This window comes from Pseudomonas sp. B10(2017), assembly GCF_002113295.1.
Taxonomy (GTDB): domain Bacteria; phylum Pseudomonadota; class Gammaproteobacteria; order Pseudomonadales; family Pseudomonadaceae; genus Aquipseudomonas; species Aquipseudomonas pudica.
The window spans coordinates 217,986-240,823 of the sequence record NZ_NEJU01000007.1; the positions used below are offsets into that span (position 1 = coordinate 217,986).

At 63.7% G+C, this 22,838-nt stretch carries 18 protein-coding genes and 1 pseudogene; 13 read left to right on the plus strand and 6 right to left on the minus strand.

Translation table 11 applies throughout. The annotated features are described in order from the left end of the window. The first annotated feature begins 126 nt into the window (after positions 1-126). The 3 genes from CAF92_RS11810 to CAF92_RS11820 all read left to right on the plus strand — a co-directional run bounded on the left by CAF92_RS11810 (position 127) and on the right by CAF92_RS11820 (position 5,582). Positions 127-2,643 carry an excinuclease ABC subunit UvrA gene (locus CAF92_RS11810; protein WP_085600936.1) on the plus strand — a complete coding sequence of 839 codons (2,517 nt, stop codon included), beginning with the start codon at positions 127-129 and terminating at the stop codon, positions 2,641-2,643. 159 nt (positions 2,644-2,802) lie between these two features. Next, positions 2,803-4,452 carry an MFS transporter gene (locus CAF92_RS11815; RefSeq protein ID WP_046614268.1) on the plus strand — a complete coding sequence of 550 codons (1,650 nt, stop codon included), beginning with the start codon at positions 2,803-2,805 and terminating at the stop codon, positions 4,450-4,452. After that, complete coding sequence (locus CAF92_RS11820) at positions 4,449-5,582, plus strand: HlyD family secretion protein (RefSeq protein ID WP_085600937.1); 1,134 nt, start codon at positions 4,449-4,451, stop codon at positions 5,580-5,582. The genes CAF92_RS11815 and CAF92_RS11820 overlap by 4 nt, the downstream gene beginning before the upstream one ends. A gap of 13 nt (positions 5,583-5,595) precedes the next feature. Here the strand turns inward: CAF92_RS11820 and CAF92_RS11825 are convergent, their stop codons facing one another. Both CAF92_RS11825 and CAF92_RS11830 read right to left on the minus strand, forming a co-directional pair. Then, positions 5,596-6,249, minus strand: coding sequence for a dTMP kinase (locus CAF92_RS11825; protein ID WP_085600938.1), 654 nt, complete (start codon positions 6,247-6,249; stop codon positions 5,596-5,598). 92 nt (positions 6,250-6,341) lie between these two features. Next, positions 6,342-7,130, minus strand: coding sequence for a LuxR C-terminal-related transcriptional regulator (locus CAF92_RS11830; RefSeq protein WP_085600939.1), 789 nt, complete (start codon positions 7,128-7,130; stop codon positions 6,342-6,344). 162 nt (positions 7,131-7,292) lie between these two features. Here CAF92_RS11830 and CAF92_RS11835 point away from each other — a divergent pair, with 162 nt between their 5' ends. Further along, entirely contained in the window at positions 7,293-8,114 is an 822-nt protein-coding gene (locus CAF92_RS11835; RefSeq protein ID WP_085600940.1) for a carbon-nitrogen hydrolase family protein, read from the plus strand. Between the two features lie 99 nt (positions 8,115-8,213). Further along, positions 8,214-9,536, plus strand: a complete 1,323-nt coding sequence (locus CAF92_RS11840) for an APC family permease (RefSeq protein WP_085600941.1) — start codon at positions 8,214-8,216, stop codon at positions 9,534-9,536. A 173-nt stretch (positions 9,537-9,709) separates the two neighbouring features. On the opposite strand, the gene CAF92_RS11845 is transcribed toward CAF92_RS11840, so the two are convergent. After that, positions 9,710-11,227, minus strand: a complete 1,518-nt coding sequence (locus tag CAF92_RS11845) for a diguanylate cyclase (RefSeq protein WP_256573733.1) — start codon at positions 11,225-11,227, stop codon at positions 9,710-9,712. Between the two features lie 211 nt (positions 11,228-11,438). Beyond that, positions 11,439-13,082, minus strand: coding sequence for an acetolactate synthase large subunit (locus CAF92_RS11850; protein WP_013972567.1), 1,644 nt, complete (start codon positions 13,080-13,082; stop codon positions 11,439-11,441). A gap of 169 nt (positions 13,083-13,251) precedes the next feature. On the opposite strand from CAF92_RS11850, the gene CAF92_RS11855 reads away from it, so the two are divergent. The 7 genes from CAF92_RS11855 to CAF92_RS11885 all read left to right on the plus strand — a co-directional run bounded on the left by CAF92_RS11855 (position 13,252) and on the right by CAF92_RS11885 (position 20,329). After that, entirely contained in the window at positions 13,252-14,133 is an 882-nt protein-coding gene (locus tag CAF92_RS11855; RefSeq protein ID WP_046614113.1) for a LysR family transcriptional regulator, read from the plus strand. A 285-nt stretch (positions 14,134-14,418) separates the two neighbouring features. Then, on the plus strand, positions 14,419-15,384 hold the full coding sequence (locus CAF92_RS11860; RefSeq protein WP_085600943.1) for an amino acid ABC transporter permease: 966 nt from the start codon (positions 14,419-14,421) through the stop codon (positions 15,382-15,384). Between the two features lie 15 nt (positions 15,385-15,399). Continuing rightward, on the plus strand, positions 15,400-16,164 hold the full coding sequence (locus tag CAF92_RS11865; RefSeq protein WP_085600944.1) for an amino acid ABC transporter ATP-binding protein: 765 nt from the start codon (positions 15,400-15,402) through the stop codon (positions 16,162-16,164). A gap of 61 nt (positions 16,165-16,225) precedes the next feature. After that, on the plus strand, positions 16,226-17,065 hold the full coding sequence (locus CAF92_RS11870; protein ID WP_046614110.1) for an ABC transporter substrate-binding protein: 840 nt from the start codon (positions 16,226-16,228) through the stop codon (positions 17,063-17,065). Positions 17,066-17,162: 97 nt separating this feature from the next. Next, entirely contained in the window at positions 17,163-18,458 is a 1,296-nt protein-coding gene (locus CAF92_RS11875; protein WP_085600945.1) for an FAD-binding oxidoreductase, read from the plus strand. Positions 18,459-18,478: 20 nt separating this feature from the next. Continuing rightward, positions 18,479-18,949, plus strand: a complete 471-nt coding sequence (locus tag CAF92_RS11880) for an Lrp/AsnC family transcriptional regulator (RefSeq protein ID WP_046614108.1) — start codon at positions 18,479-18,481, stop codon at positions 18,947-18,949. 195 nt (positions 18,950-19,144) lie between these two features. Next, positions 19,145-20,329: an MFS transporter gene (locus tag CAF92_RS11885; protein WP_085600946.1), complete on the plus strand. Its 1,185-nt coding sequence runs from the start codon at positions 19,145-19,147 to the stop codon at positions 20,327-20,329. A gap of 120 nt (positions 20,330-20,449) precedes the next feature. On the opposite strand, the gene CAF92_RS11890 is transcribed toward CAF92_RS11885, so the two are convergent. Beyond that, positions 20,450-21,712 carry an ATP-binding protein gene (locus CAF92_RS11890; protein ID WP_085600947.1) on the minus strand — a complete coding sequence of 421 codons (1,263 nt, stop codon included), beginning with the start codon at positions 21,710-21,712 and terminating at the stop codon, positions 20,450-20,452. After that, the gene (locus CAF92_RS11895) at positions 21,709-22,410 is read right to left on the minus strand and encodes a response regulator transcription factor (protein WP_046614105.1); all 702 of its coding nucleotides are present in this window, start codon (positions 22,408-22,410) and stop codon (positions 21,709-21,711) included. The genes CAF92_RS11890 and CAF92_RS11895 overlap by 4 nt, the downstream gene beginning before the upstream one ends. A 196-nt stretch (positions 22,411-22,606) precedes the next feature. On the opposite strand from CAF92_RS11895, the pseudogene CAF92_RS11900 reads away from it, so the two are divergent. Beyond that, positions 22,607-22,838 (plus strand): annotated as a pseudogene (locus CAF92_RS11900) (outer membrane assembly protein); the annotation flags it as partial.

Below are 22,838 nucleotides of genomic sequence, written 5' to 3' on the forward strand. Positions count from 1 at the left end.
TTGGCTGACAGATAAGCGCGAGGAAGCTGGGAGCACAATCGAATCTGGTTTCACACGGTGGAACACAAAGTCGTGCCTTTGCTGTTACCTTGAGCGCACTGTTCAGCCAAAGCCAAGGACTGCGTCATGCCCCCACGCCCCACCACCCCCACCGGCTTCATCCGCGTCCGTGGCGCCCGCGAGCACAACCTCAAGAACATCGATGTCGATATTCCCCGTGACGCACTGGTGGTATTCACCGGCGTGTCCGGCTCGGGCAAGTCCTCGTTGGCCTTCTCCACTCTCTACGCCGAAGCCCAGCGCCGCTACTTCGAGTCGGTCGCGCCCTATGCGCGACGCCTGATCGACCAGGTTGGCGTGCCGGATGTCGACGCCATCGAAGGCCTGCCCCCGGCCGTGGCCCTGCAGCAGCAACGCGGCACGCCGAGTGCACGTTCTTCGGTGGGCAGCGTGACCACCCTGTCCAGTTCGATCCGCATGCTCTACTCCCGCGCCGGCCACTACCCAGCCGGCCAGGCGATGCTGTATGCCGAGGATTTCTCGCCCAACACGCCGCAGGGCGCCTGCCCGGAATGCCATGGCATGGGCCGGGTCTACGAAGTGGACGAAGCGACCATGGTCCCCGACCCGTCGCTGACCATCCGCGAGCGCGCCGTGGCGGCGTGGCCGATGGCCTGGCAGGGCCAGAACCTGCGCGACATTCTGGTGACGCTAGGCTACGACGTCGATATCCCCTGGCGCGACCTGCCACAGGCGCAGCGTGACTGGATCCTGTTCACCGAAGAAACACCCACCGCGCCGGTGTATGCCGGGTTGACCCCGGCGCAGACCCGCGCCGCCCTCAAGCGCAAGCTAGAGCCCAGCTACCAGGGCACGTTCATGGGTGCCCGGCGGTACGTGCTGCACACCTTCATGCACTCGCAAAGCGCGCAGATGCGCAAGCGCGTTGCCCAGTTCATGCGCCCCAGCCCGTGCCCGCTGTGCCAAGGCAAGCGCCTGAAGCGCGAGGCGCTGGGGGTGACCTTCGCCGGCCTGGACATCGCCGAGCTGTCGCACCTGTCGCTGCAGGCGCTGGCCGAGGTGTTGCGCAAGGTGGCGGCAGCAGACTACCTGGCACAACAGCAGGACGACCTGACCCTGGAAAAGCGCCTGGCTGCCCAACGCATCGCCAACGAGCTGCTCGAGCGCATCGACACCCTGCTCGACCTGGGCCTGGGTTATCTGGCCCTGGAGCGCAGCACGCCGACCCTGTCCTCTGGCGAGCTGCAGCGCTTGCGCCTGGCCACACAACTGAATTCGCAACTGTTCGGCGTGATCTATGTGCTCGACGAGCCTTCGGCCGGTTTGCACCCGGCCGACAGCGAAGCCCTGTTCGAGGCGCTGCAGCGCCTGAAGCACGCTGGCAATTCGGTCTATGTGGTGGAACATGATCTGGACACCATGCGCCGCGCCGACTGGCTGGTGGATGTAGGGCCTGCCGCTGGCGAGCATGGCGGCACCATCCTCTACAGCGGGCCGCCCAAGGGCCTGGCCGAGGTCGAGCAGTCGAGTACCCGTGCCTACCTGTTCAGTGCACCGTCCCAGACCACGCGCACACCACGCCAGGCCCGCGACTGGCTGAAGCTCGAAGGCATCAGCCGCAACAACCTGAACAACCTCAGTGCGCAATTCCCGCTGGGCTGCTTTACCGCCGTCACCGGTATTTCCGGTTCGGGCAAGTCGAGCCTGGTCAGCCAGGCCCTGCTGGAGCTGGTGGGTGCGCACCTGGGCCATGCCGCCCAGCGCAACGAGCCCGAAGAACAGAACCTGGAAGATGAACCCGAACAGGCCAGCGGCGGGCATGTGAGCGCCGGCCTTGGCAGCATCAGGCGCCTGGTGCAGGTCGACCAGAAGCCGATCGGCCGTACGCCCCGCTCCAACCTGGCCACCTACACCGGCCTGTTCGACCATGTGCGCAAGCTGTTCGCCGCTACCGAACAGGCCAAGGCAAAAGGCTTCGATGCCGGGCGTTTCTCCTTCAACGTTGCCAAGGGGCGCTGCGAGAACTGCGAGGGCGAAGGCTTCGTCAGCGTCGAGTTGCTGTTCATGCCCAGCGTCTATGCGCCCTGCCCGACCTGCCATGGCGCCCGCTACAACCCGGAAACCCTGGCGGTGAGCTGGCAGGGCATGAACATTGCCCAGGTGCTGCAGCTGACGGTCGACCAGGCCCTGCAGGTGTTTGCCGAACAGCCTGCGGCGCGGCGCTGCCTGCAGGTGCTGCAGGACATCGGCCTGGGCTACCTGCGCCTGGGCCAGCCGGCCACCGAACTGTCCGGCGGCGAGGCGCAGCGCATCAAGCTGGCCACCGAGCTGCAACGCATGGCCCGCGGGGCGACGTTGTATGTACTGGACGAACCTACCAACGGCTTGCACCCGCAGGACATCGACCGGCTGCTGGTGCAGCTCAACCGCCTGGTCGATGGCGGGCACAGCGTGGTGGTGGTCGAGCATGACATGCGAGTGGTGGCGCAGAGCGACTGGGTGATCGACATCGGGCCGGGGGCCGGGGATGCCGGGGGCCAGGTGGTGGTCAGCGGTACGCCACAGGTGGTGGCCGGGTGTGCCGAAAGCCGCACTGCGGAGTTTCTGGCCAAGGCCTTGTAGCGCCTGCACCGGCCTCTTCGCGGGTAAACCCGCTCCCACAGGGTCACCACAGATCTTGCAAGCTGTGCAGTACCTGTGGGAGCGGGTTTACCCGCGAAGAGGCCAGTGCAGGCGATAGACTGTTTTCATCCCTCGGCGCCCTCAAGTACAGTCTGCCCCATGGACAAATACGCCCCCCGCCAGTGGCTCCCCCACGAAAAGCCCAGCTTGCCGGGCTCCCCCTCCACGCCCCTGCACACGCCCGCAAAGCGCCTGGCCTACGGCGTCGTCGGGCTGCTGGTGGCGATCACCGGTGGGCTGGGCAACGCGCTGGTCACCGCCAACCTGGTGTTCCTGCAAGGTGCGCTGGGCGCAACCACGGCGGAAATGGCCTGGCTGCCGGCTGCCTACGTAATGACCAACGTGTCCATCAACCTGCTGCTGGTGAAGTTTCGCCAGCAATTCGGCCTGCGCGCGTTCACCGAGGTGTTCCTGGTGCTCTATGCCCTGGTCACCTTCGCCCACCTGCTGGTCAACGACCTCAACTCGGCCATCGCAGTGCGGGCGGCCCATGGCATGGTCGGTGCCGCGCTCAGCTCGCTGGGGCTGTACTACATGATCCAGGCGTTCCCGGCGCAATGGCGGCTGAAGGCGATGGTGCTTGGCCTGGGCGCCTCGCAGCTGGCGTTGCCACTGGCACGGATATTTTCCGAAGACCTGCTGCAGATCGCCGAATGGCGCGGCCTGTACCTGTTCGAACTGGGCCTTGCACTGGCTGCGCTGGGTTGCGTGCTGATGCTCAAGCTGCCCCCCGGTGACCGCTTCAAGACCTTCGAGCCGCTGGACTTTCTCACCTTCTCGCTGATGGCCAGCGGCACCGCCCTGCTGTGCGCCGTGCTGTCACTCGGGCGTATCGACTGGTGGCTGGAGGCGCCCTGGATCGGCATGGCGCTGGCGGCCTCGATCGCACTGATCTTCAGCGGCCTGGCCATCGAGCACAACCGCCAGAACCCGCTGCTGATGACCCGCTGGCTGGGCAGCGGCGCGATCATTCGCCTGGCCCTGTGCGTGGTGCTGATCCGCATGGTCACCTCGGAGCAGTCCACCGGGGCGGTCGGCTTCCTGCAGGCGCTGAACATGGGCAGCGAACAGATGCGCACGCTGTACGCGGTCATGCTGCTGGGCGCAGTGGCCGGCCTGGCCAGCAGTGCCCTCACCATCAACCCCAACCACCTGGTGATCCCGCTGTTCATCTCGCTGCTGGCCATGGCCACCGGCGCCTTCATGGACAGCAGTTCGAGCAACCTCACCCGCCCGGCACAGATGTACCTCAGCCAGTTCCTGCTGGCGTTCGGCAGCACCTTCTTCCTCGGCCCATCCATGGCTCTGGGCATCAGCCATGTGCGCGCCAACCCACGCAACCTGGTGAGTTTCTCGGTGCTGTTCGGCATCTGCAACAACCTCGGCGGCCTGATTGGCGCGGCGCTGCTGGGCACCTTCCAGACCTGGCGAGAAAAATTCCACTCCAGCCACCTGATGGACCGCCTCAGCTACCTGGAACCGTTGGTCACGGCCCGCGTGCAAAGCGGCGGTGCCGGCTACGGCGGCATCATTGCCGACCCGGCGCTGCGCAGCGAAGCCGGCATGCGGCTGTTGGCCAGTGCCGCCACCCGCGAGGCGAATATCATGGCCTACAACGATGTGTTCGTGCTGATCGGCTGCATCGCTATCCTGACCATGATCTGGATCTGCATCCGTGGCACCTGGCTCTGGCACACCAAACGCCGGGCCATTTCCCCTGACTCCACCCCCGGCGCGCCCACCCGATGACCGACGACACCCGCACCACGACCACCACTGCCATTGCCGAAACCCCGGAAGGCGCCACGCCGCCCAGCGAGCCGACCAGCCCGGTGCGTTCGCGGCGGGTGCGTATCCTGTCGTCGATCAGCTTCGCCTGTGTGGCCCTGGCCGGTATCCTGCTGGTGCTTTATGCCTGGCGCCTGCCGCCATTCAGCAGCGCCATCGAAAGTACCGAGAACGCCCTGGTGCGCGGCCAGGTGACCATCATCGGGCCGCAGCTGAGCGGCTATATCGTCGATGTGCCGGTGCACGACTTCCAGTTCGTCAAGGCCGGCGACCTGCTGGTGCAACTGGACGACCGCATCTACAAGCAGCGCCTGGCTCAGGCCATCGCCCAGCTGCAGCAACAACAGGCGGCGCTGGCCAACAACCTGCAGCAACGTAAAAGTGCCGAAGCCACCATTGCGCAGCGCCAGGCGGCCATTGGCGATGCCGCTGCCCAGGCAGCCAAGGCCAGGGCCGACCTCGGCCGCAACCAGGCGCTGGTCAGCGACGGCTCGGTGTCGCGCCGCGACCTGGACCTGGCCCGGGCCAGCGAGGCCGCAGCTGTCGCCAGCCTGGCCCAGGCCAGGGCGGCACTGGAAATCGCCCGCCAGGACCGCGAAACCGTGGTGGTCAACCGGGCCGCGCTGGAGGCCTCGGTGGAAAGCGCCAAGGCCGCCGTGGAGCTGGCCCGCATCGATCTCGACAACACCCGTGTCACCGCCCCGCGCGACGGCCAGCTTGGGCAGATCGGCACGCGACTGGGGGCCTATGTAAATTCCGGTGCGCAGTTGATGGCGCTGGTACCCGACACCTTGTGGGTGATCGCCAACATGAAGGAAACCCAGATGGCCAACGTGCGCATTGGCCAGCCGGTGAGTTTCACCGTGGATGCGCTGAAACACTTGAAGCTGCAGGGGCATGTGCAGCAGATATCACCGGCCACCGGCTCCGAGTTCGCCTTGCTGCAGGCGGACAATGCCACGGGCAACTTCGTCAAGATTGCCCAGCGCATACCGGTGCGGATCACCGTGGATGCAGACCAGCCGGAGGCTCGGCGCCTGCGACCGGGAATGTCGGTGGTGGTCAGTATCGATACCCGTGGCGAACACTGATGAAAGCTGGAAGTCAGCTACCATCGCGAACAGGCCACCCACCAACCCGCTCAATACACCGAAGCACGCCATCGATCTCGGCCACTACCTGCCGCGTTGCATCCTCGATGGCCCCTTCATTACGGCACAGTACCCAGCCGTATTGCGCAACCGCACGTTCGAACGCCTCGGTACAGGCAACCTGCTCGTCCAGGCTATGGATCACCGTACTGCCCAACCCACGTGTTCGTGCCGCGGCCCTTGCCCATGAAGTATCGGGGAGCGTGACAACGCCGACATGCAAATCGGGCACTTGCACATTTCGCTCGAGGTTCAGGCGCAAGATCTCGTCGAACGCCACGCTGCGCCGAAATGCGGCGTCAGACGGGTACCAGCGATCGATCAGGATGATGCTGCCCGCGGGCTGCCTGGGCAGCACGTGCCGGGAAATCCAGGCACGGCTTTCGGCGAAGCGCTCGCATACCCTCATTTCCAGGGCCCGGGAGGGGCTTCTGACCAGTTGATTGACGAGGGCCATGGTTTCTCCCCGGTAGGGGTCGCTTTTTTTCTCGCAAAGCCGGATCACTTTCTTGTTGTCAGCCCTCAGGGCCTTGGTAACCGCCTCCAGAAGCGTGGTTTTGCCGGTGCCCTTGGGCCCATCGATGGAAACAAACAGCGGGCGGGTCATTTTTAATTACCAGTCAGATCTGAAGATGCAGCACAGGCCCCAGGTGACAAAACATTCAGCACAAGCCAGTTGGGGCATGCAGCCAGCGTGAATCAACCCAGCTGGGCCTGAAGAAACAGCGAAAACAGCTCCGACTGCGATTTGATACCCAGCTTGCTGTACATATGCTTGCGGTGCACTTTCACTGTTTCCACGGAGATTTCAAGCTTGCGCGCGATTTCTTTGCTGGAACACCCACTCAGCATCAGCCGCCCCACCTCCAGTTCACGACCGGTCAATGGCGACTCCATCTGCTCGACCCTGTCCTCCATGCGGCTTTGCCAGTGCGGTGCGGGCTTGGTGGCCTCTTCCAGCAACTCCCGCTCGAAGGTCATGCGCTGGCGCATCAGCGCAGTGACCCACGGCCGCAACAGCTCCAGCAGGGTGGCCTGTTCGATGCTGAATCGGCGTTTGCTACCCAACGACAGGCACAGCGTGCGCTGCGCATCCAGCTGCACGTTGAACTGAATTTCATCGGCAACCACGTTAAGCCGGAAATAGCGCTGGTAGTAGTCCGTCTGCTCGAAACACTCAGGGGCTACATCCGCCAGGCGCACCAGGCCGGACGCTGCCGACTCCCGACTGGCCACGTAGAACGGGTCCAGCAGGTACAGGCCCTTCAGATAATCCTGAAACAGCGGATCAGGGTTGCCGTCTGCACTGGGGCATTCGGCGAACACCTGTGGGCGCCCAGCGGAAAACAGCAGCGCAACCCAGCTGTCGCAGGCAACGTACTCGTTCAGTAACCGCACCAGGGCTGTCCAGAAGTGGTCCTTGTCGAGGGTTTCGATCAATTGGCCTACCGATCGGTGCCAGGCGATGTCGTGCAGCGTAAGATTCATCCTCTACCCCTGTTGGGTTACCACGTGGGCGTAATACCCCCCGCCATGATGACCACCCCATAATCCGGGCTAGCTTACGCTGAGCGAACCTGTACCGGGATCGTTTTTTACACCCCATGCCGCCAGGGCATGGCGGTCGAAGCTGTTAGTCGAGGATTGGAAATGAAGGTAGAGCTTGTCCAACTGGCCGGTCGCGATGGCGATACCGCGTACAACCTGCAGCGCACCATCGAGGCGATCGGCAACTGCGGCGCCGATACCGATCTGCTGGTCTTCCCGGAAACCCAACTGATGGGCTTCCCGACCGAAGAGAATATCCGCCGCCTCGCCGAGCCACTGGATGGCCCGAGCATCACGGCAGTCCAACAGGCTGCACAAGCGCAAAACGTTGCCGTGGTCGTCGGGATGGCCGAAGCCGCAGACGACGGTCGTTTCTACAACACCACCGTGCTGGTCACACCTGAAGGCGTAGCGCTCACCTACCGCAAGACTCACCTTTGGGCATCGGACTGCGGGGTTTTCACCCCAGGCGACCGTTTTGCGACAGCCCTGTTCAAAGGCATCCGTGTCGGCCTGCTGATCTGCTTTGACATCGAATTCCCCGAAACCGCCCGTGCCCTGGGGCAGCTGGGCGCAGAACTGATCATCGTCACCAACGGCAACATGGACCCGTACGGGCCCACCCACAGAACCGCCATCACCGCACGCGCCATGGAAAATCAGGCCTTTGCGGTCATGGTCAACCGCGTGGGCGACGGTGATGGCGGCCTGGTTTTCGCTGGCGGCAGTGCCGTCGTCGACCCGTACGGCCAGTTGCTGTGCGAAGCCGGCCGGGGCGAGTGCCGGATGACCGTCGAGCTGGGCATGGAGCAACTGCAGCAGTCGCGGCGCGATTACACCTACATCGCCCAGCGCCGCATCCGGCTGCCGGGTGAACAGGTCGAGCATGCCAACGGCCTTCGCGAACTGATCATCCCCTCCTGAATATTCCACCCTTCCAGGCTCTCTTACTGGAATGCAAGGCCGCCAGGGACGGCAGCGTGTTCGACTCTGAATAACAATCACAAGCTGGAGCAAGCAGTAATGGCCACACTCAAGCGAACGCTTTCGCTGGGCTCGGTGGTGCTTTTCGGCATCGCCTACATGACCCCCATCATCGTTCTGGGCACATTCGGCATCCTCGCCGAGACGACGGGAGGGAAGGTACCCGCAGCCTACCTCGCTGCCGCCATCGCCATGCTCTTCACCGCCTTGAGCTACGGCCACATGGCGCGTGCCTTTCCGGTCGCAGGGTCCGCCTATACCTACGTGCGCAAATCGATCAGCCCGCAGCTGGGCTTCATCACCGGTTGGGCGGTGTTGCTCGACTACCTGTTCCTGCCCATGGCGATCTGGCTCATTGGCGCGGCCTATCTGCACTCGGCGTTCCCGGGCGTGCCGCAAGCCATCTGGGTGCTGGCATTCATTGGCATCACCACAACGATCAATGTGATCGGTCTGCGGCTGGCCAAGACCGTCAATGGCCTGTTGATGTTCATCCAGTTGCTGGTGCTGGCGGCATTCGTTGCACTCGCGGTGCACTATGTATGGGGTGACCCCACGGTGGCGCTGTGGACACTCGAGCCGTTCTACAAGGAAGGCACCCAGTTGCCGCTGATCATGAGCGGTGCGGCGATTGCCTGCTATTCATTCCTGGGCTTCGACGCGGTCAGCACCCTGACTGAAGAAACCAAGGAACCACGCAAGAACATCCCGAAAGCCATCCTGCTGATCACCCTGATCGGCGGTGGGCTGTTCATCGCCTGCAGCTACTTCGTTCAGCTTGCTCACCCGTCCACAGACTTTGCCAACGCCGACGCGGCGGCTTATGAAATTGCCCAGAACATCGGTGGCGACATCTTCGTCAGCACCTTCCTGCTGGGGCTGATTGTCGGCCAGTTCACTTCGGGCCTGTCGGCGCAAGCCAGCGCCTCCCGGCTGCTGTATGCGATGGGACGTGATGGTGTGCTGCCCAGGGCACTCTTCGGCAAGCTGAGCGAACGCTTCAGCACGCCAGTGCCCAGCATCATCCTGTGCGGGGTGGTCGCCCTGCTCGCCTTGCGCATGGACGTGACGACCTCCACCTCGTTCATCAACTTCGGGGCGTTTCTCGCCTTCAGCCTGGTCAACCTGGCGGTGATCTTCCACTACTGGGGTGCCATGCAACAGCGTGGTGCCAACGCGCTGCTGATGTACCTGGCGTTCCCCCTGGTGGGCTTTGCCTCCACCTTGTGGCTGATGGCGAGTCTTGATCACCTGGCGATCTACCTGGGGGCAGGTTGGCTCTGCCTCGGGGTGCTCTACCTGACCGTGATCACCCGTGGTTTCAGGCGCAAGCCCCCGGAGATGCACTTCGAGGAAGCCTGAGCGGCCCATCGATGAGGAAGATCCGGTCATCGTCGACCTCGACCTTGAGGGGCCTGGTGCGCAGTGCCTTGGCAAAGGCCCAATAGCGCTACACAACCTGCGAGAGCAACCGTAAGGCCCTGTCGAAGGCCCGCGCGGAGGTTACATTTGTAATCCTCTTCGCGGGCCGGCGATCATCCCGCGCTTACCACCCGATTGCGCCGGGCGTCCTTCGCCCTGTACAAACGCTCATCCGCGCACTTGAGAATGGCGGCGGACGTTTGCTCGGCGGACGTACGGCCGGCTACCCCGATGGAAATCGTCATCGCACCGACCTGGTCCAGCGGGCTGGCAGCGATTGTGGTGCGGATGCGTTCGGCAATGTCGGTTGCCACCTGCAGGCTGGTATCCGGCAACAGCAGGCAGAACTCTTCCCCGCCGGCCCGGCAAGCCAGGTCGCCTGCGCGTGAACAGGACTGGATGATGCCCGCGATATGCTGCAGGGCGACATCCCCGACATCGTGCCCCCATGTATCGTTAACCCGCTTGAAGTGGTCTATATCCAGCGCCAGCGCACAATACTGCTGCTCGCGCTGGTCGAGGATCGCCAACGCCGCGTTCATGCCCCGGCGGTTGACCAGCCCGGTCAGCGGGTCACTTTCCGCAGCGTGGTTCAGGTTGCTGATCTTCAAGTCCAGTAACTGCACCCCGGCCACCAGCGCACTGCGAATGGCCGCAGCCTCGGCGTACCAGGCATTCAGCGCGTGCAATTCCCGGCTGGCACCGAGTTCAGGCACGTGTTGCGCACTGTTGGCCAATTGCCGCAGTGGGCGGGTAACCCAGGTGGACACCGCCAGTATCAGCAACAGCCCGAACAGGCTCACGGGCAGCAGTTTCAACAATGTGTCATGCATCAGGTTACGCAACGGGTGCAGCGCGTCCTCCCGCGGTTGCTGGGTCACCACCGCCCAGTGCGCGGCCTTGACCTCGGCATACCCGGCCAACATCGGTATGCCTCGATAGTCAGTCGCTTCCAGTTCCCCCTCGCCCCCTCGCAAGGCCGCATGGGCAGTTGCGCTGGAGTCCAGCACCACCCCCAGCCTGGTGGGATCCGGGTGATACAGGACCTGCAGGTTCTCGTCGACGACGAACGCAAATGCGTCGGCGAGCTGATGCCCACCGATAAGGATGCTCATTACCCCACCTTCTCGCAGGTTCACCACGCCCCCGATCAAGCCGAGCACGTTGCCTTGGCCATCGCGAATGGGGTTGGAGATGAAAACGCTGAAATGGCCGTCAGGTGAGGTGAACGCCTGGCTGACCAACGGGCGTCCGGCGCTTGCCGCTCGCCTGGCGGCTTCACCGAGTTTCAAGGTTTTCGCGAAGTCCAGGTGCGGGTAACCATCGAGTATGTTCCCCGAGGCATCGGCAATGATCACGATCTGAAGCTCGGAATCCTGCGCCTGCAGGCGTTTCGCTTCGCTTGTCACCAGGGCGCGGTTGGTGAAGTCCTGCCCGATCAGTTGGCTGCTGTATTGCAGGCGCTCATGCACCGAATGGATGAACTGGTCGATACTGGACGCCACCTTGTAGGCATAGGCCTTGTGCGATTCCAGTGCCGAGTGGATCAACGAGTCACGCATCACCCCGTAGGCAACGACCAGGCAGGTGGCCAGCGTGACCAGGACGCTGGTCGACAGCAGCCACAGCATCAGACCGCGAATGCCTATGTATCGCGCGCTCGTTCTGCTCGTTCTATCCATGAATAGCGGCTCCCCCTGCCCCCTTCAGAGCGTAGAAGACTCCGCCATCGGTGCAAGGGCCGGGGTAAGGCCGCTTTGCGGCCCCAATCGGCTTGACTGGCTTGCATCAGAAAACAGGGAATCGGCGCCAGCCCTACGGTGGCGCCGATCCTTTCAGGCCTTACACCGCCAGCGCGCGCTCACGCAGTTCGCTGTTGAGGATGCGGTCGTTTTCGCTGTAATCGACCGGGCAGTCGATCACGTGCACGCCTGGGGTCTTGATGCAGTGCTCGAGCAGCGGCAGCAGGCCTTCGGCGCTTTCCACGCGGTGGCCGTTGGCACCATAGGCTTCGGCGTATTTGACGAAGTCCGGGTTGCCGTAGTCCAGGCCGAAATCGGTGAAGCCCATGTTGGCCTGCTTCCAGCGGATCATGCCGTAGCCGTCGTCACGCAGGATCACCACGGTGATGTGCATGCCCAGGCGCACAGCCGTTTCCAGCTCCTGGCTGTTCATCATGAAGCCACCGTCGCCGCAAACCGAAATAACCGGGCGGTCCGGGTGCACCAGGTGCGCCGCCATGGCCGATGGCAGGCCGGCGCCCATGGTCGCCAGGGCGTTGTCCAGCAGCACGGTGTTTGGCTTGTGCGCCTTGTAGTTGCGGGCGAACCAGATCTTGTAGATGCCGTTGTCCAGGGCAACGATGCCTTCGGACGGCAGCACGCGACGGATGTCGGCGACCATGCGCTGCGGGTAGACCGGGAAGCGGTTGTCGTCGGCACCTTCGGCGATCTGTGCTTCGTTGGCTTCACGGATCGCCATCAGGCGGGTGAAGTCCCAGTGCGAAGTGTCGTTCAGCGCTTCGCTGATCTGCCACACGGCGTTGGCGATGTCGCCGATCACTTCCACCTGCGGGAAGTACACGGCATCGACTTCGGCAGAGCGGAAGTTGATGTGGATGACTTCGGTGCCGCCACGGACCATGAAGAACGGCGGCTTTTCGATCACGTCGTGGCCGATGTTGACGATCAGGTCGGCGGCTTCGACGGCGCGGTGCACGAAGTCACCCGACGACAGTGCGGCGTTGCCCAGGAAGCGTGGGTGACGCTCGTCGACCACACCTTTGCCCATCTGGGTGGTGATGAACGGGATGCCGGTCTTGTCGATCAGTTGCTTGAGGACCTTGGCGGTCATCTTGCGGTTGGCGCCGGCGCCGATCACCAGGATCGGGTTGCGGGCGTTCAGCAACTTTTGCACGGCAGCGTCGATCGCCACGTGCTCGGCCAGCGGGCGGCGGTGCAGGCTTGGCGGGATAGGCAGTGCGTCGGTCTGCTCGGCGGCGATGTCTTCTGGCAGCTCCAGGTGCACGGCACCCGGCTTTTCTTCTTCGGCCAGGCGGAAGGCTTCGCGCATGCGCGACGGGATGTTGTCGGCGGAAGCGAACTGGTGGGTGTACTTGGTGATGGGGTCCATCATGCCGCACACGTCGATGATCTGGAAGCGACCCTGCTTGGACTTCTTGATCGGCTTCTGGCCGGTGATCATCATCATCGGCATGCCGCCCAGGTAGGCGTAGGCGCTGGCGGTGACCAGGTTGGTGGCGCCAGGGCCGAGGGTCGACAGGCTGACGCCGGTCTTGCCGGTCAGGCGGCCATAGGTGGCAGCCATGAAACCTGCGGACTGCTCGTGACGGGTCAGTACCAGCTTGATCTTCGACTTGCGCAGGGATTCGAGCAGGTCGAGGTTTTCCTCACCGGGAATGCCGAACACATACTCGACACCTTCGTTTTCCAGGCATTGCACAACGACATCGGCGGCCTTGGCCATTTGGGGTACTACCTCAAAATCTTTGTGGGATTGCAGATTATTAAGCTGCGTGACTGAGATGTTTCAGGATGTCTCAGTGGCGCGCATCGTAGGCCCTCTGGTTAATAATAATAAATATATTGTTATGATGCTTGGCATCACAGTTTGTTATGAACGGTAAACCCCCTCGATGAACCTCAAGGCATTGCGCTGCTGCGTCGAAATCGTCCGCCAAGGCAGCTTCACCAAAGCCGCGCAGCACCTGCATATCGCCCAGCCGGCACTGAGCATGGCCGTTACCCGTCTTGAAGAAGAACTGGGCGTGACCCTGTTCAACCGCACCACGCGCAAAGTCCTCCTGACGGCCGAGGGCGAACGGTTTCTGCCACGTATCGAATCGGCACTGCGCGAAATGGATGTTGCCCGGCAAGAACTGCGCGACATGGCCGACCTGAAGCGCGGCGAAGTGCGCCTGGGTATCCCGCCAATGTTCGGCCTGCACTATGTACCCGGGTTGATGAACGCCTTCCGCAAGCTGTACCCGGGCATTGCCATGACCGTGTTCGAAGGCAGTGCCGAGGACATCGGCCATCGCCTGGAACAACGGGAAATCGACCTGGCGTTGCTGGAGTCCAGGCGCGTGCCGCCCGACAAGGAATCGATCCTGCTGGGCAGCGACGAGATGCTGGCGTGCATGCACCCTGACCATCCCTATGCCCGCAAGGCCTTTCTCACGGCCGAGGACCTGCGCAATACCGACATGGTGGTATTCGACCGCACCTTCGTGCAGCGCCACCTGCTGGACGCGTTCTTCGCCGAACATGGCATCACTTACCAGGTAGCGCTGCAGAGCAACTTCGTGTCGCTGGTGGTGCAGGCCGCGCTGGACAACATGGGCGTGGCGACCCTGCTGCGCTCGGTGCAACAGCGCACGCCGGGCATCGTCGGCGTACCGTTCCAGCCAGCGCAGCAGATGAGCTTCCGCTTGTGTTGGCGCTCGGGGGAATACCTGTCGCTGGCCAGCAAGCGCTTCATCGATTTTGCCGCGCAGACCCATTACCTGGAGCGTTGAAGCCAGCCTGTGCCGGCCTTCTTCGCGGCTAAAGCCACCCCCACAGGGGGAGTGCATACCGCAAGCCTGCAGTGATCCCTGTGGGAGCGGCTTTAGCCGCGAATACCCGCGCAACCGGTGGCAGACGATTTGACCGGGACAGGCAGCAAATGTCAGGTAATGCTCCCACCAAATGCCAATACAAACCTGTAAATCGTTGCAATTCGTCAGGTTCTTGCCTGCGCTTCGCCTCCCTACAATGGCCTCACAACAACAAACGAGCCCAGCTCCGTGAGGCACGACCCCATGTACAGAGACCACATCGTCAAACCGCGTGCGACCGACAACCCTGCGTTCATGGCCCTGGCCACCACCGTAATCTTTGCACTCGCCCTGCTCTACGGCGTGGGCGACGGTAGCCTGGCCCGGCTGATGGGCCCGATCGTGCTCGACCTGCAGGCACCGCTACTGCGCAACATGGCCGTGGCCGGGACCTTGGCCATCACCCTGGTACTGAATCTGTTCATCCTCGGCCGCTTTGCGCTACGGGCCCAGGTGATCACCGTCTGGTTCGAACTGTTGCTGCTGTTCCTGCTGTTCTTCGACACCTTCGACCTGTCCTACAGCTTCATTGCCAGCAAGGTCGGCTTCATGATCACCCAAGGGGTGTTCACCACCGTCTACGTGTCCACGATCTCGATCGCCATCGCCTTCGTCCTGGCCCTGATGGGTGCCACTGCACGCTTGTCGTCCAACGGCTTCGCCATCGCCATCGCCAGTTTCTATACCTCGTTCTTCCGCGGTGTACCGCTGCTGATCCAGATCTACCTGATCTATCTCGGCATCCCCCAACTCGGCTATGTGGTCGGTGCAGTGCCGGCGGGCATCCTGGCCCTGTCGCTGTGCTATGGCGCCTACATGACGGAAATTTTCCGCGCCGGCATCAGCAGCATCCCGCGCGGGCAGTGGGAAGCCTCGCGAGCGATTGGCCTGACACCCTTCCAGGCGATGACCCGGGTGATCCTGCCGCAGTCGATGCGCCTGATCATCCCGCCCACCGGCAACCAGTTCATCTCCATGCTCAAGGACAGCTCGCTGGTGTCGGTGATCGGCGTGTGGGAATTGATGTTCCTGGCCCGCACCCAGGGCCGCGCGGAATTCCGCCACCTGGAAATGCTGATTACCGCCGCCGTCCTGTACTGGGTGCTGTCGATCCTGCTCGAAACCGTGCAGTCGCGCCTGGAAAAACGTTTCGACCGCGCCCACCGCTGATCGAGGAGCATCACGATGAATCAAGTAGTCACCCCCGCTGCCACCCAGGCCGCCGTGTCGATCCGCAGTCTGCAGAAATGGTACGGCGAGTTTCACGTACTCAAGGGTATCGATCTGGAAATAGCCAGCGGCGAGATCGTGGTGGTCTGCGGCCCGTCAGGCTCGGGCAAGTCCACGCTGATTCGCTGCCTGAACCTGCTGGAGGACTTTCAGAAAGGCCAGGTGCTGATCGCCGGCAACCCGCTGGACCGTGATGCCGCCAGCGTGGCCGCCATTCGCCGCCAGGTCGGCATGGTGTTCCAGCAGTTCAACCTGTTCCCGCACCTGACCGTGCTGGAAAACCTGATGCTCGGGCCGCGCCTGGTCAGCAAGCTCAGCGAGGCCCAGGCCCGCGCCCTGGCCCTGGAGTACCTGGAGCGGGTTCGCATCGCCAGCCAGGCCGACAAGTTCCCCGGTCAGCTTTCCGGTGGCCAGCAACAGCGGGTAGCCATTGCTCGCGCGTTGTGCATGAAGCCGCGGATCATGCTGTTCGACGAACCCACTTCGGCACTGGACCCGGAGATGGTCAAGGAAGTGCTCGATGTGATGGGTGAGCTGGCCCAGGATGGCATCACCATGCTCTGTGTCACCCACGAAATGGGCTTCGCCCGACGGGTTGCCGACCGCATCATCTTCATGGACCAGGGCCAGGTCATCGAGCAGGCCCGGCCCAACGACTTCTTCGACAACCCGCGCCATGCCCGCGCCAGGGAGTTCCTTTCGCAGATTCTCAGCCACTGAGGCCTGTGTCTACCGCTGTGCCAACACCACAACAACAATTGCATACCCGGAGACTTATCGAATGAACCCACTTGCACGCTTGTTCGCACTCACCGCCGTCGCCGGCAGCCTGGCCCTGATGACCGGTGCCGCCTGGGCGGGCGCCACCCTGGATCGCATCCACCAGAGCAAGGTCATGAAAGTGGCCACCGCCGCCAACTGGCCACCGCAGTCGTTCCTTGGCGAGGACAACACCCTCAAGGGCTTCGACATCGATGTTGCCAACGAAATCGGCAAGCGCATGGGCACCACCGTAGCCTTTGTCACCCCCGAGTACGGCATCATCACTGCCGGGCGCTGGGCCAGCCGCTGGGACCTGTCGGTCGGGTCGATGACGCCTACCACCGAGCGTGGCCGCGTACTCGACTTCCCGGCCATCTACTATTACACCCCCTACATGTTCGCCGTGCACAAGGATGCCGCCGGCGCCAGCGCTGCCGACCTCAACGGCAAGACCATCGGCGTCGAGGCTGGCACTACCTCCGAGGACTACATCAACCGCCGGCTGAAGATCGACGCGGCGGACGTACCTGCGTTCAGCTACACCGTGGAGCCTGGCGATGTGCAGACCTACGGCGACAGCATGGGCCCGCTGGATGACCTGCGCATGGGCAACGGCACGCGCCTGGATGCCGCACTGTCGCCGCTGCCGACCATCATGGGTGCGATCAAGGCCGGTTACCCGATTGCGCCGGTGCAGGGCAAGCCCGCCTACTACGAACCGCTGGCCATCGCCACCGACAAGGGCGACGACGCCTTCAATGCCGAACTGGCCAAGGCCGTCGACAGCATGAAGGCCGACGGTACGTTGAAGCAGCTGTCCGAGAAGTGGTACGGCGCCGACCTCACGCAAGTGCAGTAACCCCATCACCCACAGACCAACGCCCTTCAGCTGAAGGGCGTGCGGCCCCCGCGTGCCCGTGGAACATGCAACGCCCAGTAAAAGGATGACCCAGCCGATGTTCAGCTACAGCAACAACTACTACACCGGAACCATGCGTCCAGCCCCACAACGACCGGCTTTGGCCGGCGAAACACGAGCCGATGTATGCATCATCGGCGGTGGCCTGGCGGGCCTGAGCGTAGCCCTGGAACTGCTGGCGCGCGGGCGCTCGGTGGTATTGCTGGAAGCCGCTCGAGTTGCCTGGGGTGCCTCAGGGCGCAATGGCGGCTTCGTGCTGCAGGGCTGGTCCGAGGGGCTGTCGGCCATCGAACGGCGCTGCGGCAAGCAGACAGCGGCGGCATTGTTCCGGCTGTCACTGGAGGGCGTCGATATCGTCCGCGACACCATCGCCCGCCACCAGTTGCCAGGCTGTGCCGCGACCACCGGCAAACTCAGCGTGGTGCGCTACGACGACGCCGACAACCTGCAGCGCACCCGCGACCGCATGGCCCGTGATTTCGGTTTCGAGATGGAATACCTGGATACTCCTACGCTACGCAGCCACCTGAACACCGACCGCTACTACCAGGGGCTGCGCGACAGCCATGGTTTTCATTTTCACCCGCTGAACTACTGCCTGGGCCTTGCCGAGCTGGTCGAGCTTGCCGGCGGCCGCGTCCACGAGCAATCGCCCATGCTGCGGGTAGCACGCGAGGCCGGGCATCACCGCGTGACCACTGCCCACGGCGCGGTCACCTGTGCCGACGTGGTGTACTGCTGCGGCGGCTACGGCGGCGCCGAGTTCGGCCGACTGCGCCGAGCTTTCCTGCCTATCACCACTTACGTGGTACTCACCGAACACCTGGGTGAACGCCTGAATGACGTGGTACGTACCACGGATGCCGTCGGCGACAACCGCCGCGCCTCGGACTACTACCGTATCGTCGAGGGTGATCGCCTGCTTTGGGGGGGGCATATCACCACCCGCAATCTGCAGGACGAACAACGCCTCGGGCAGTTGCTGACCCGTGACATTCTCAGCGTATATCCGCAGTTGCAGGGCTTGAAAATCGCCAAGGCCTGGTCCGGGCTGATGGGCTACGCCCGCCACAAGATGCCGCACATCGGCCCTCTGGGCCCCGGGTTGTGGGCCTGTACTTCGTTTGGGGGGCATGGTATGAACACCGCACCCGTGGGCGCCAGGGTGGTCGCCGAGGCGGTGTGCGGCGAAACCGACCGTTATCGCCTGTTCGATGCCTATGGCCTGGAATGGAACGGCGGGCCGTTCGGGCCTGCTGCGGCACAAGCGATGTATACCGGGCTGAAGCTGATGGACCGGTTTCAGGAAGCACGCTCGCAATACAACAACTAGAACGACTACCAGGAGTCGCCATGGACGCCCTCCCCCCCGGCGCGCTGTTCAAACTTACCGAAAAGGACCGCCAGTTGCTGGCGCTGCTGCAGGCCAACGCCCGTGAGCCCACCGCCTCGCTGGCACGCAAGCTGGGTGTGTCGCGCTCGGCGGTGCAGGAGCGCATCAACCGCCTGGAGAACGCCGGCGTGATCACCGGCTACAGCGTGCGCATCGACCAGGACAAGCTGCAGCAGGTGATCAACTGCTTCACCATGACCTCCTGCAGCAACAAGAGCTACACCGATGTGATGACCACCTTGCGCAAGATGGAGTCGGTGCAGGCGGTGTACGCGGTGTCGGGCGAAATGGACTTCATCATCCACCTGACCACCCATACCTTGGGCGAACTGAATGCCGAGCTGACCCGTATCAACATGATCAAGGGCGTGACGCATACGGCGTCGCACATTGTCATGGAGACCAAGTTCAGCAAGAAGCTGACGTTGTAACCCCCTCCCAGGCTTTTCCAAGGCCTTGTGGGAGCGGGCGTGCCCGCGAACACCGGCGCAGCCGGTGCCATCCGTGCGGGACGCTCCCTCATGTGCCGCCGCCAGACGAAAGCCGGCCACCTTCCTCGACGTCACCGGCACGGATTGACTATGATCCCGCCTTGAACGTTTCAGCATGTTTCAACAAGGACCCAGATGTCAGTTCAGGAACTACCCCCTCTCCCTGGTAAAAGTACCGTCGCGAAAATGGAAGCCGCCATGGCGCTGGGCAGCTTTGCCATTGGCACCGGCGAGTTCGCCATCATGGGCCTGATGCCCGATATCGCCAGCAACTTGCAATTGAGCGAGCCCCAGGTGGGCCATGCCATCAGCGCCTATGCGCTGGGGGTGATGGTTGGCGCCCCCACGCTGGCGATCCTCGGCGCTCGGCTGTTGCGCAAGCACATGCTGCTGTTGTTGATGGCGCTGTACGCCCTTGGCAACCTGGCTACCGCCTTCGCCCCCTCGTTCGGCGGCCTGGTCGCCTTCCGTTTCATCAGCGGCCTGCCCCATGGTGCCTACTTCGGCATCGCGGCGGTAGTGGCCTCTAGCATGGTGGCCAAGGACCAGCGGGCGGGAGCCGTGGCCCGGGTGATGATGGGGCTGACCCTGGCCATGTTGCTCGGCAACCCGGTTGCCACCCTGCTGGGCCAGTACTTCGGCTGGCGCTCGGCGTTCGTGCTGGTCGGCGCGATCGCCGTGAGCACCATCGCTCTGGTCTGGCACTTCGTGCCCCAGCGTCATGATGAAGTACGCAGCGACCCGCGCAAGGAACTGCAAGCGTTCACCTTGCCGCAAGTGTGGATGGCACTGGGCATCGCCTCGATCGGCTTTTCCGGCATGTTCTGTGTGTTCAGCTACCTTGCGCCGACCATGTTGCAGGTAACCCAGGTGTCGCCGCAGTGGATTCCGTTCGGCCTGGCGGCGTTCGGCTTCGGTGGCATCGTCGGCAACATCGCCGGTGGCAAGCTGTTCGACCGCCTGCAGTTCCGCGCCGTCGGGCTGGTACTGGTGTGGTCGATTGCCGTGCTGCTGTTCTTCAGCTTTGCCGCGCAGGCGCTGTGGAGCCTGCTGCTGGGCATTGGCCTGGTCGGCACCATGATCGCCCTTGCGGCGCCGTTGCAGATCCGCCTGATGGACATTGCCCATGAAGCGCCAAGCCTGGCGGCGGCGTCGAACCATGCGGCGTTCAACCTGGCCAATGCGCTGGGGCCGTGGCTGGGTGGCATGGCGATTACCGCAGGCATGGGCTGGACCAGCACCGGTTACATCGGCGCGACTACGGCGCTGGTCGGGCTGGGGATCTACCTGGTGGCACGGCGGATGAAGGGTGGGCACTAAGGTTGAGGCCTGACAGATAGCTTGAACGGGGCTGCCATGCAGCCCATCGCCGGCAAGCCAGCTCCCACAGGTACAGCGTTGCTCTCGAGGTTGTCGCTGTACCTGGGGGAGCGGCCTTGCTCAGCCAGGGTTTGCCTGCGGCAGCTCGATGCGCACCCGCAACCCGCCACTCGCGGCAGCCAATGCGGTGATGCTGCCGCCGTGCAAGGCAACGGCCCGCTGGGCAATCGCCAGGCCCAGGCCAAAGCCGTCACCGTCATTGTCGGTGCCGCGGTCGAATGGCTCGAAGATGCGCTGCAGGCGCGCCGGCTCGACGCCCGGGCCATGGTCGCTGACGCTGACCTGCAACCATTGCCCGCCCGGTGCCAGCGCGGCCTCGACCAACACCTCGGTACCCGCTGCGGTGTAGCGCACGGCATTACGGATGATGTTCTCGAACGCCCGGTACAGCAGTTCTTCATGCCCATGAGTGATGAACGTGCCCTGGGCCTGCAAGCAAACCTGGCACTGTTTCATGCCAGCCTCGAAGCGGGCGTCTTCGACGATTTGCGCCAGCAGTTCGACCACATCGAGGCTGGCGAAGTCGTCCCCCTGCCGGGACTGGGCGCGGGCCAGGGTCAGCAACTGCTCGATCAGGTCGTCCATGCGGCGCGACTCGCGCTCCACCCGTTCAAGCATGTCCAGCCGGTCCGGTTGCTGGCGCATCAGGCCGATGGCGGCATGCATGCGGGTCAGCGGCGAGCGCAGTTCGTGGGAAATATCGTGCAGCAGGTTCTGCTGCGCCTGCACCAACGCCTTGAGCTGACCGGCCATGCGGTCGCAGTCTTCGGCCAGTTCGACGATTTCGTCGCGGCGCTTGCCCAGCCTGGGCTTGACCCGCACCTCGAAACGGCCCTGGGCGACCTGGCCCATGGCTTCGCGCAGCCAGGCCAGCGGGCGGGTCAGGTACAGGCTGCACAGCAAGGCGAACAGCGCGCTCATCAGCGTGCCGGTAAACAGCGGGCCCATGCCGCGCGGGCGTGGTGGCTCGCCAATGGTCGTGGCCACCGAAGCGCGCAGCACCAGCGGGCGGCCGTCACGGTCGCTCAGCGCCTGCTCAAACCGCGCCACTGATACCGCCCTGCCGGCCAGCAACCGGCCCTGGCTATCGTAAAGGCCCACCTGCACATCCGGCGGCTGCGGCAATACCTCGAGCAACTGTCGGCCAGCCTGCTCGCCGTAACGTTGCAACAGCTGCAGTTCGGTGGCCAGCAGCGAGCGCAGCGCCGGGGTATCACCACGCAGGTCATTGAGCATGAAGGCGCCCGCGCCCACCAGGAAGGTCAGGGTGTTGGCCAGCCAGAAGGCCAGGAACAGCTTCCAGAACAGCCGCCGGCGCATCATTCGACAATCAGCATGTAGCCCATGCCGCGCACGCTCTGGATCCAGCTGCTGCCATCGGCGCGCGGCCCGAGCTTTTGCCGGATGCTGCTGATGTGCACGTCGATGCGCCGGTCGTAACGGGTCAGCGGCCGGCCCAGGGCATTGAGCGACAGGTCCTGCTTGCTGACCAGCTGGCCGGCCTGGCGGGCCAACGCTTCGAGCAGGCTGAACTCGGAGCCGGTCAGCTCGAGGGTGGCAGCGCCCCAACGCGCTTCGCGGCGACCGGGCCACATGTTCAAGGCACCGCTGCGCACCTGTTCGGGCGCCTCGGGCACCATGCCGTCACCCATCGGCTGTGGCTGAACACGGCGCAGGATCGCCCGCAGGCGCGCCACCAGTTCGCCGGGGGAGCTGGGCTTGGGCACATAGTCATCGGCGCCCAGCTCCAGGCCGGCGATGCGGTCGATGTTGTCGCCCCGGGCTGTCAGCAACAGCACCGGTACCTGGCTGCGCGCACGCACGCGCCGAAGCACTTCGATGCCTGAAATGCCCGGCAGCATCACGTCCAGCACCACCACCTGATAGTTGCCGGTCAATGCCTGGGCTTCGCCCTCCTCGCCAGTGTCGACGGCGGTGGCCTGGAACCCTTCGCGGGCCAGGTACAAAGAGAGCATTTCGGTGAGTTCGCGGTCATCGTCGACCAGCAGCACAGGGATCATCAGGGCCAGGAATCGTGATTGCAGGGGTTGCAATGATCGCCCCGACGGCCGGCACTGTCACCGCTGGCCGGTCGGACTTTACACATCTTTACCCTCGGCTAACCGCGCCGAACACAGCCCGCCCGTATCCTCATCGCCCGCTGCATGCGGGTTGCCCGCGCTTGCTCCCTCCGAATCCGCTTGTCTGGAACCCTCGATGAACTACCCGCGCCTGTTGCTCTCCGTCCTGCTGCTGAACGCCACGCTGGCCCAGGCCTCCCCCTTCAGGATCGCCGATATCCGCGTCAACGGCCTGCAGCGGGTTTCCGCCGGCAGTGTCTTCGGTGCCCTGCCGCTGAACGTCGGCGACCAGGCCGATGACCGCCGACTGGTGGAGTCGACCCGTTCCCTGTTCAAGACCGGCTTCTTCCAGGACATTCAGCTGAACC

Excerpts from the sequence above, each read along its gene's own strand:
- CAF92_RS11830 (WP_085600939.1), bottom strand. The coding sequence starts at position 7,130 with ATGAATCTTACGCTGCACGACATCGCCTGGCACCGATCGGTAGGCCAA.
- CAF92_RS11825 (WP_085600938.1), bottom strand. The coding sequence starts at position 6,249 with ATGACCCGCCCGCTGTTTGTTTCCATCGATGGGCCCAAGGGCACCGGC.
- CAF92_RS11860 (WP_085600943.1), top strand. The coding sequence starts at position 14,419 with ATGTACAGAGACCACATCGTCAAACCGCGTGCGACCGACAACCCTGCG.
- CAF92_RS11880 (WP_046614108.1), top strand. The coding sequence starts at position 18,479 with ATGGACGCCCTCCCCCCCGGCGCGCTGTTCAAACTTACCGAAAAGGAC.
- CAF92_RS11815 (WP_046614268.1), top strand. The coding sequence starts at position 2,803 with ATGGACAAATACGCCCCCCGCCAGTGGCTCCCCCACGAAAAGCCCAGC.
- CAF92_RS11875 (WP_085600945.1), top strand. The coding sequence starts at position 17,163 with ATGTTCAGCTACAGCAACAACTACTACACCGGAACCATGCGTCCAGCC.
- CAF92_RS11870 (WP_046614110.1), top strand. The coding sequence starts at position 16,226 with ATGAACCCACTTGCACGCTTGTTCGCACTCACCGCCGTCGCCGGCAGC.
- CAF92_RS11835 (WP_085600940.1), top strand. The coding sequence starts at position 7,293 with ATGAAGGTAGAGCTTGTCCAACTGGCCGGTCGCGATGGCGATACCGCG.
- CAF92_RS11895 (WP_046614105.1), bottom strand. The coding sequence starts at position 22,410 with ATGATCCCTGTGCTGCTGGTCGACGATGACCGCGAACTCACCGAAATG.
- CAF92_RS11890 (WP_085600947.1), bottom strand. The coding sequence starts at position 21,712 with ATGATGCGCCGGCGGCTGTTCTGGAAGCTGTTCCTGGCCTTCTGGCTG.
- CAF92_RS11810 (WP_085600936.1), top strand. The coding sequence starts at position 127 with ATGCCCCCACGCCCCACCACCCCCACCGGCTTCATCCGCGTCCGTGGC.
- CAF92_RS11820 (WP_085600937.1), top strand. The coding sequence starts at position 4,449 with ATGACCGACGACACCCGCACCACGACCACCACTGCCATTGCCGAAACC.
- CAF92_RS11840 (WP_085600941.1), top strand. The coding sequence starts at position 8,214 with ATGGCCACACTCAAGCGAACGCTTTCGCTGGGCTCGGTGGTGCTTTTC.
- CAF92_RS11855 (WP_046614113.1), top strand. The coding sequence starts at position 13,252 with ATGAACCTCAAGGCATTGCGCTGCTGCGTCGAAATCGTCCGCCAAGGC.
- CAF92_RS11865 (WP_085600944.1), top strand. The coding sequence starts at position 15,400 with ATGAATCAAGTAGTCACCCCCGCTGCCACCCAGGCCGCCGTGTCGATC.
- CAF92_RS11885 (WP_085600946.1), top strand. The coding sequence starts at position 19,145 with ATGTCAGTTCAGGAACTACCCCCTCTCCCTGGTAAAAGTACCGTCGCG.
- CAF92_RS11850 (WP_013972567.1), bottom strand. The coding sequence starts at position 13,082 with ATGGCCAAGGCCGCCGATGTCGTTGTGCAATGCCTGGAAAACGAAGGT.
- CAF92_RS11845 (WP_256573733.1), bottom strand. The coding sequence starts at position 11,227 with ATGCTGTGGCTGCTGTCGACCAGCGTCCTGGTCACGCTGGCCACCTGC.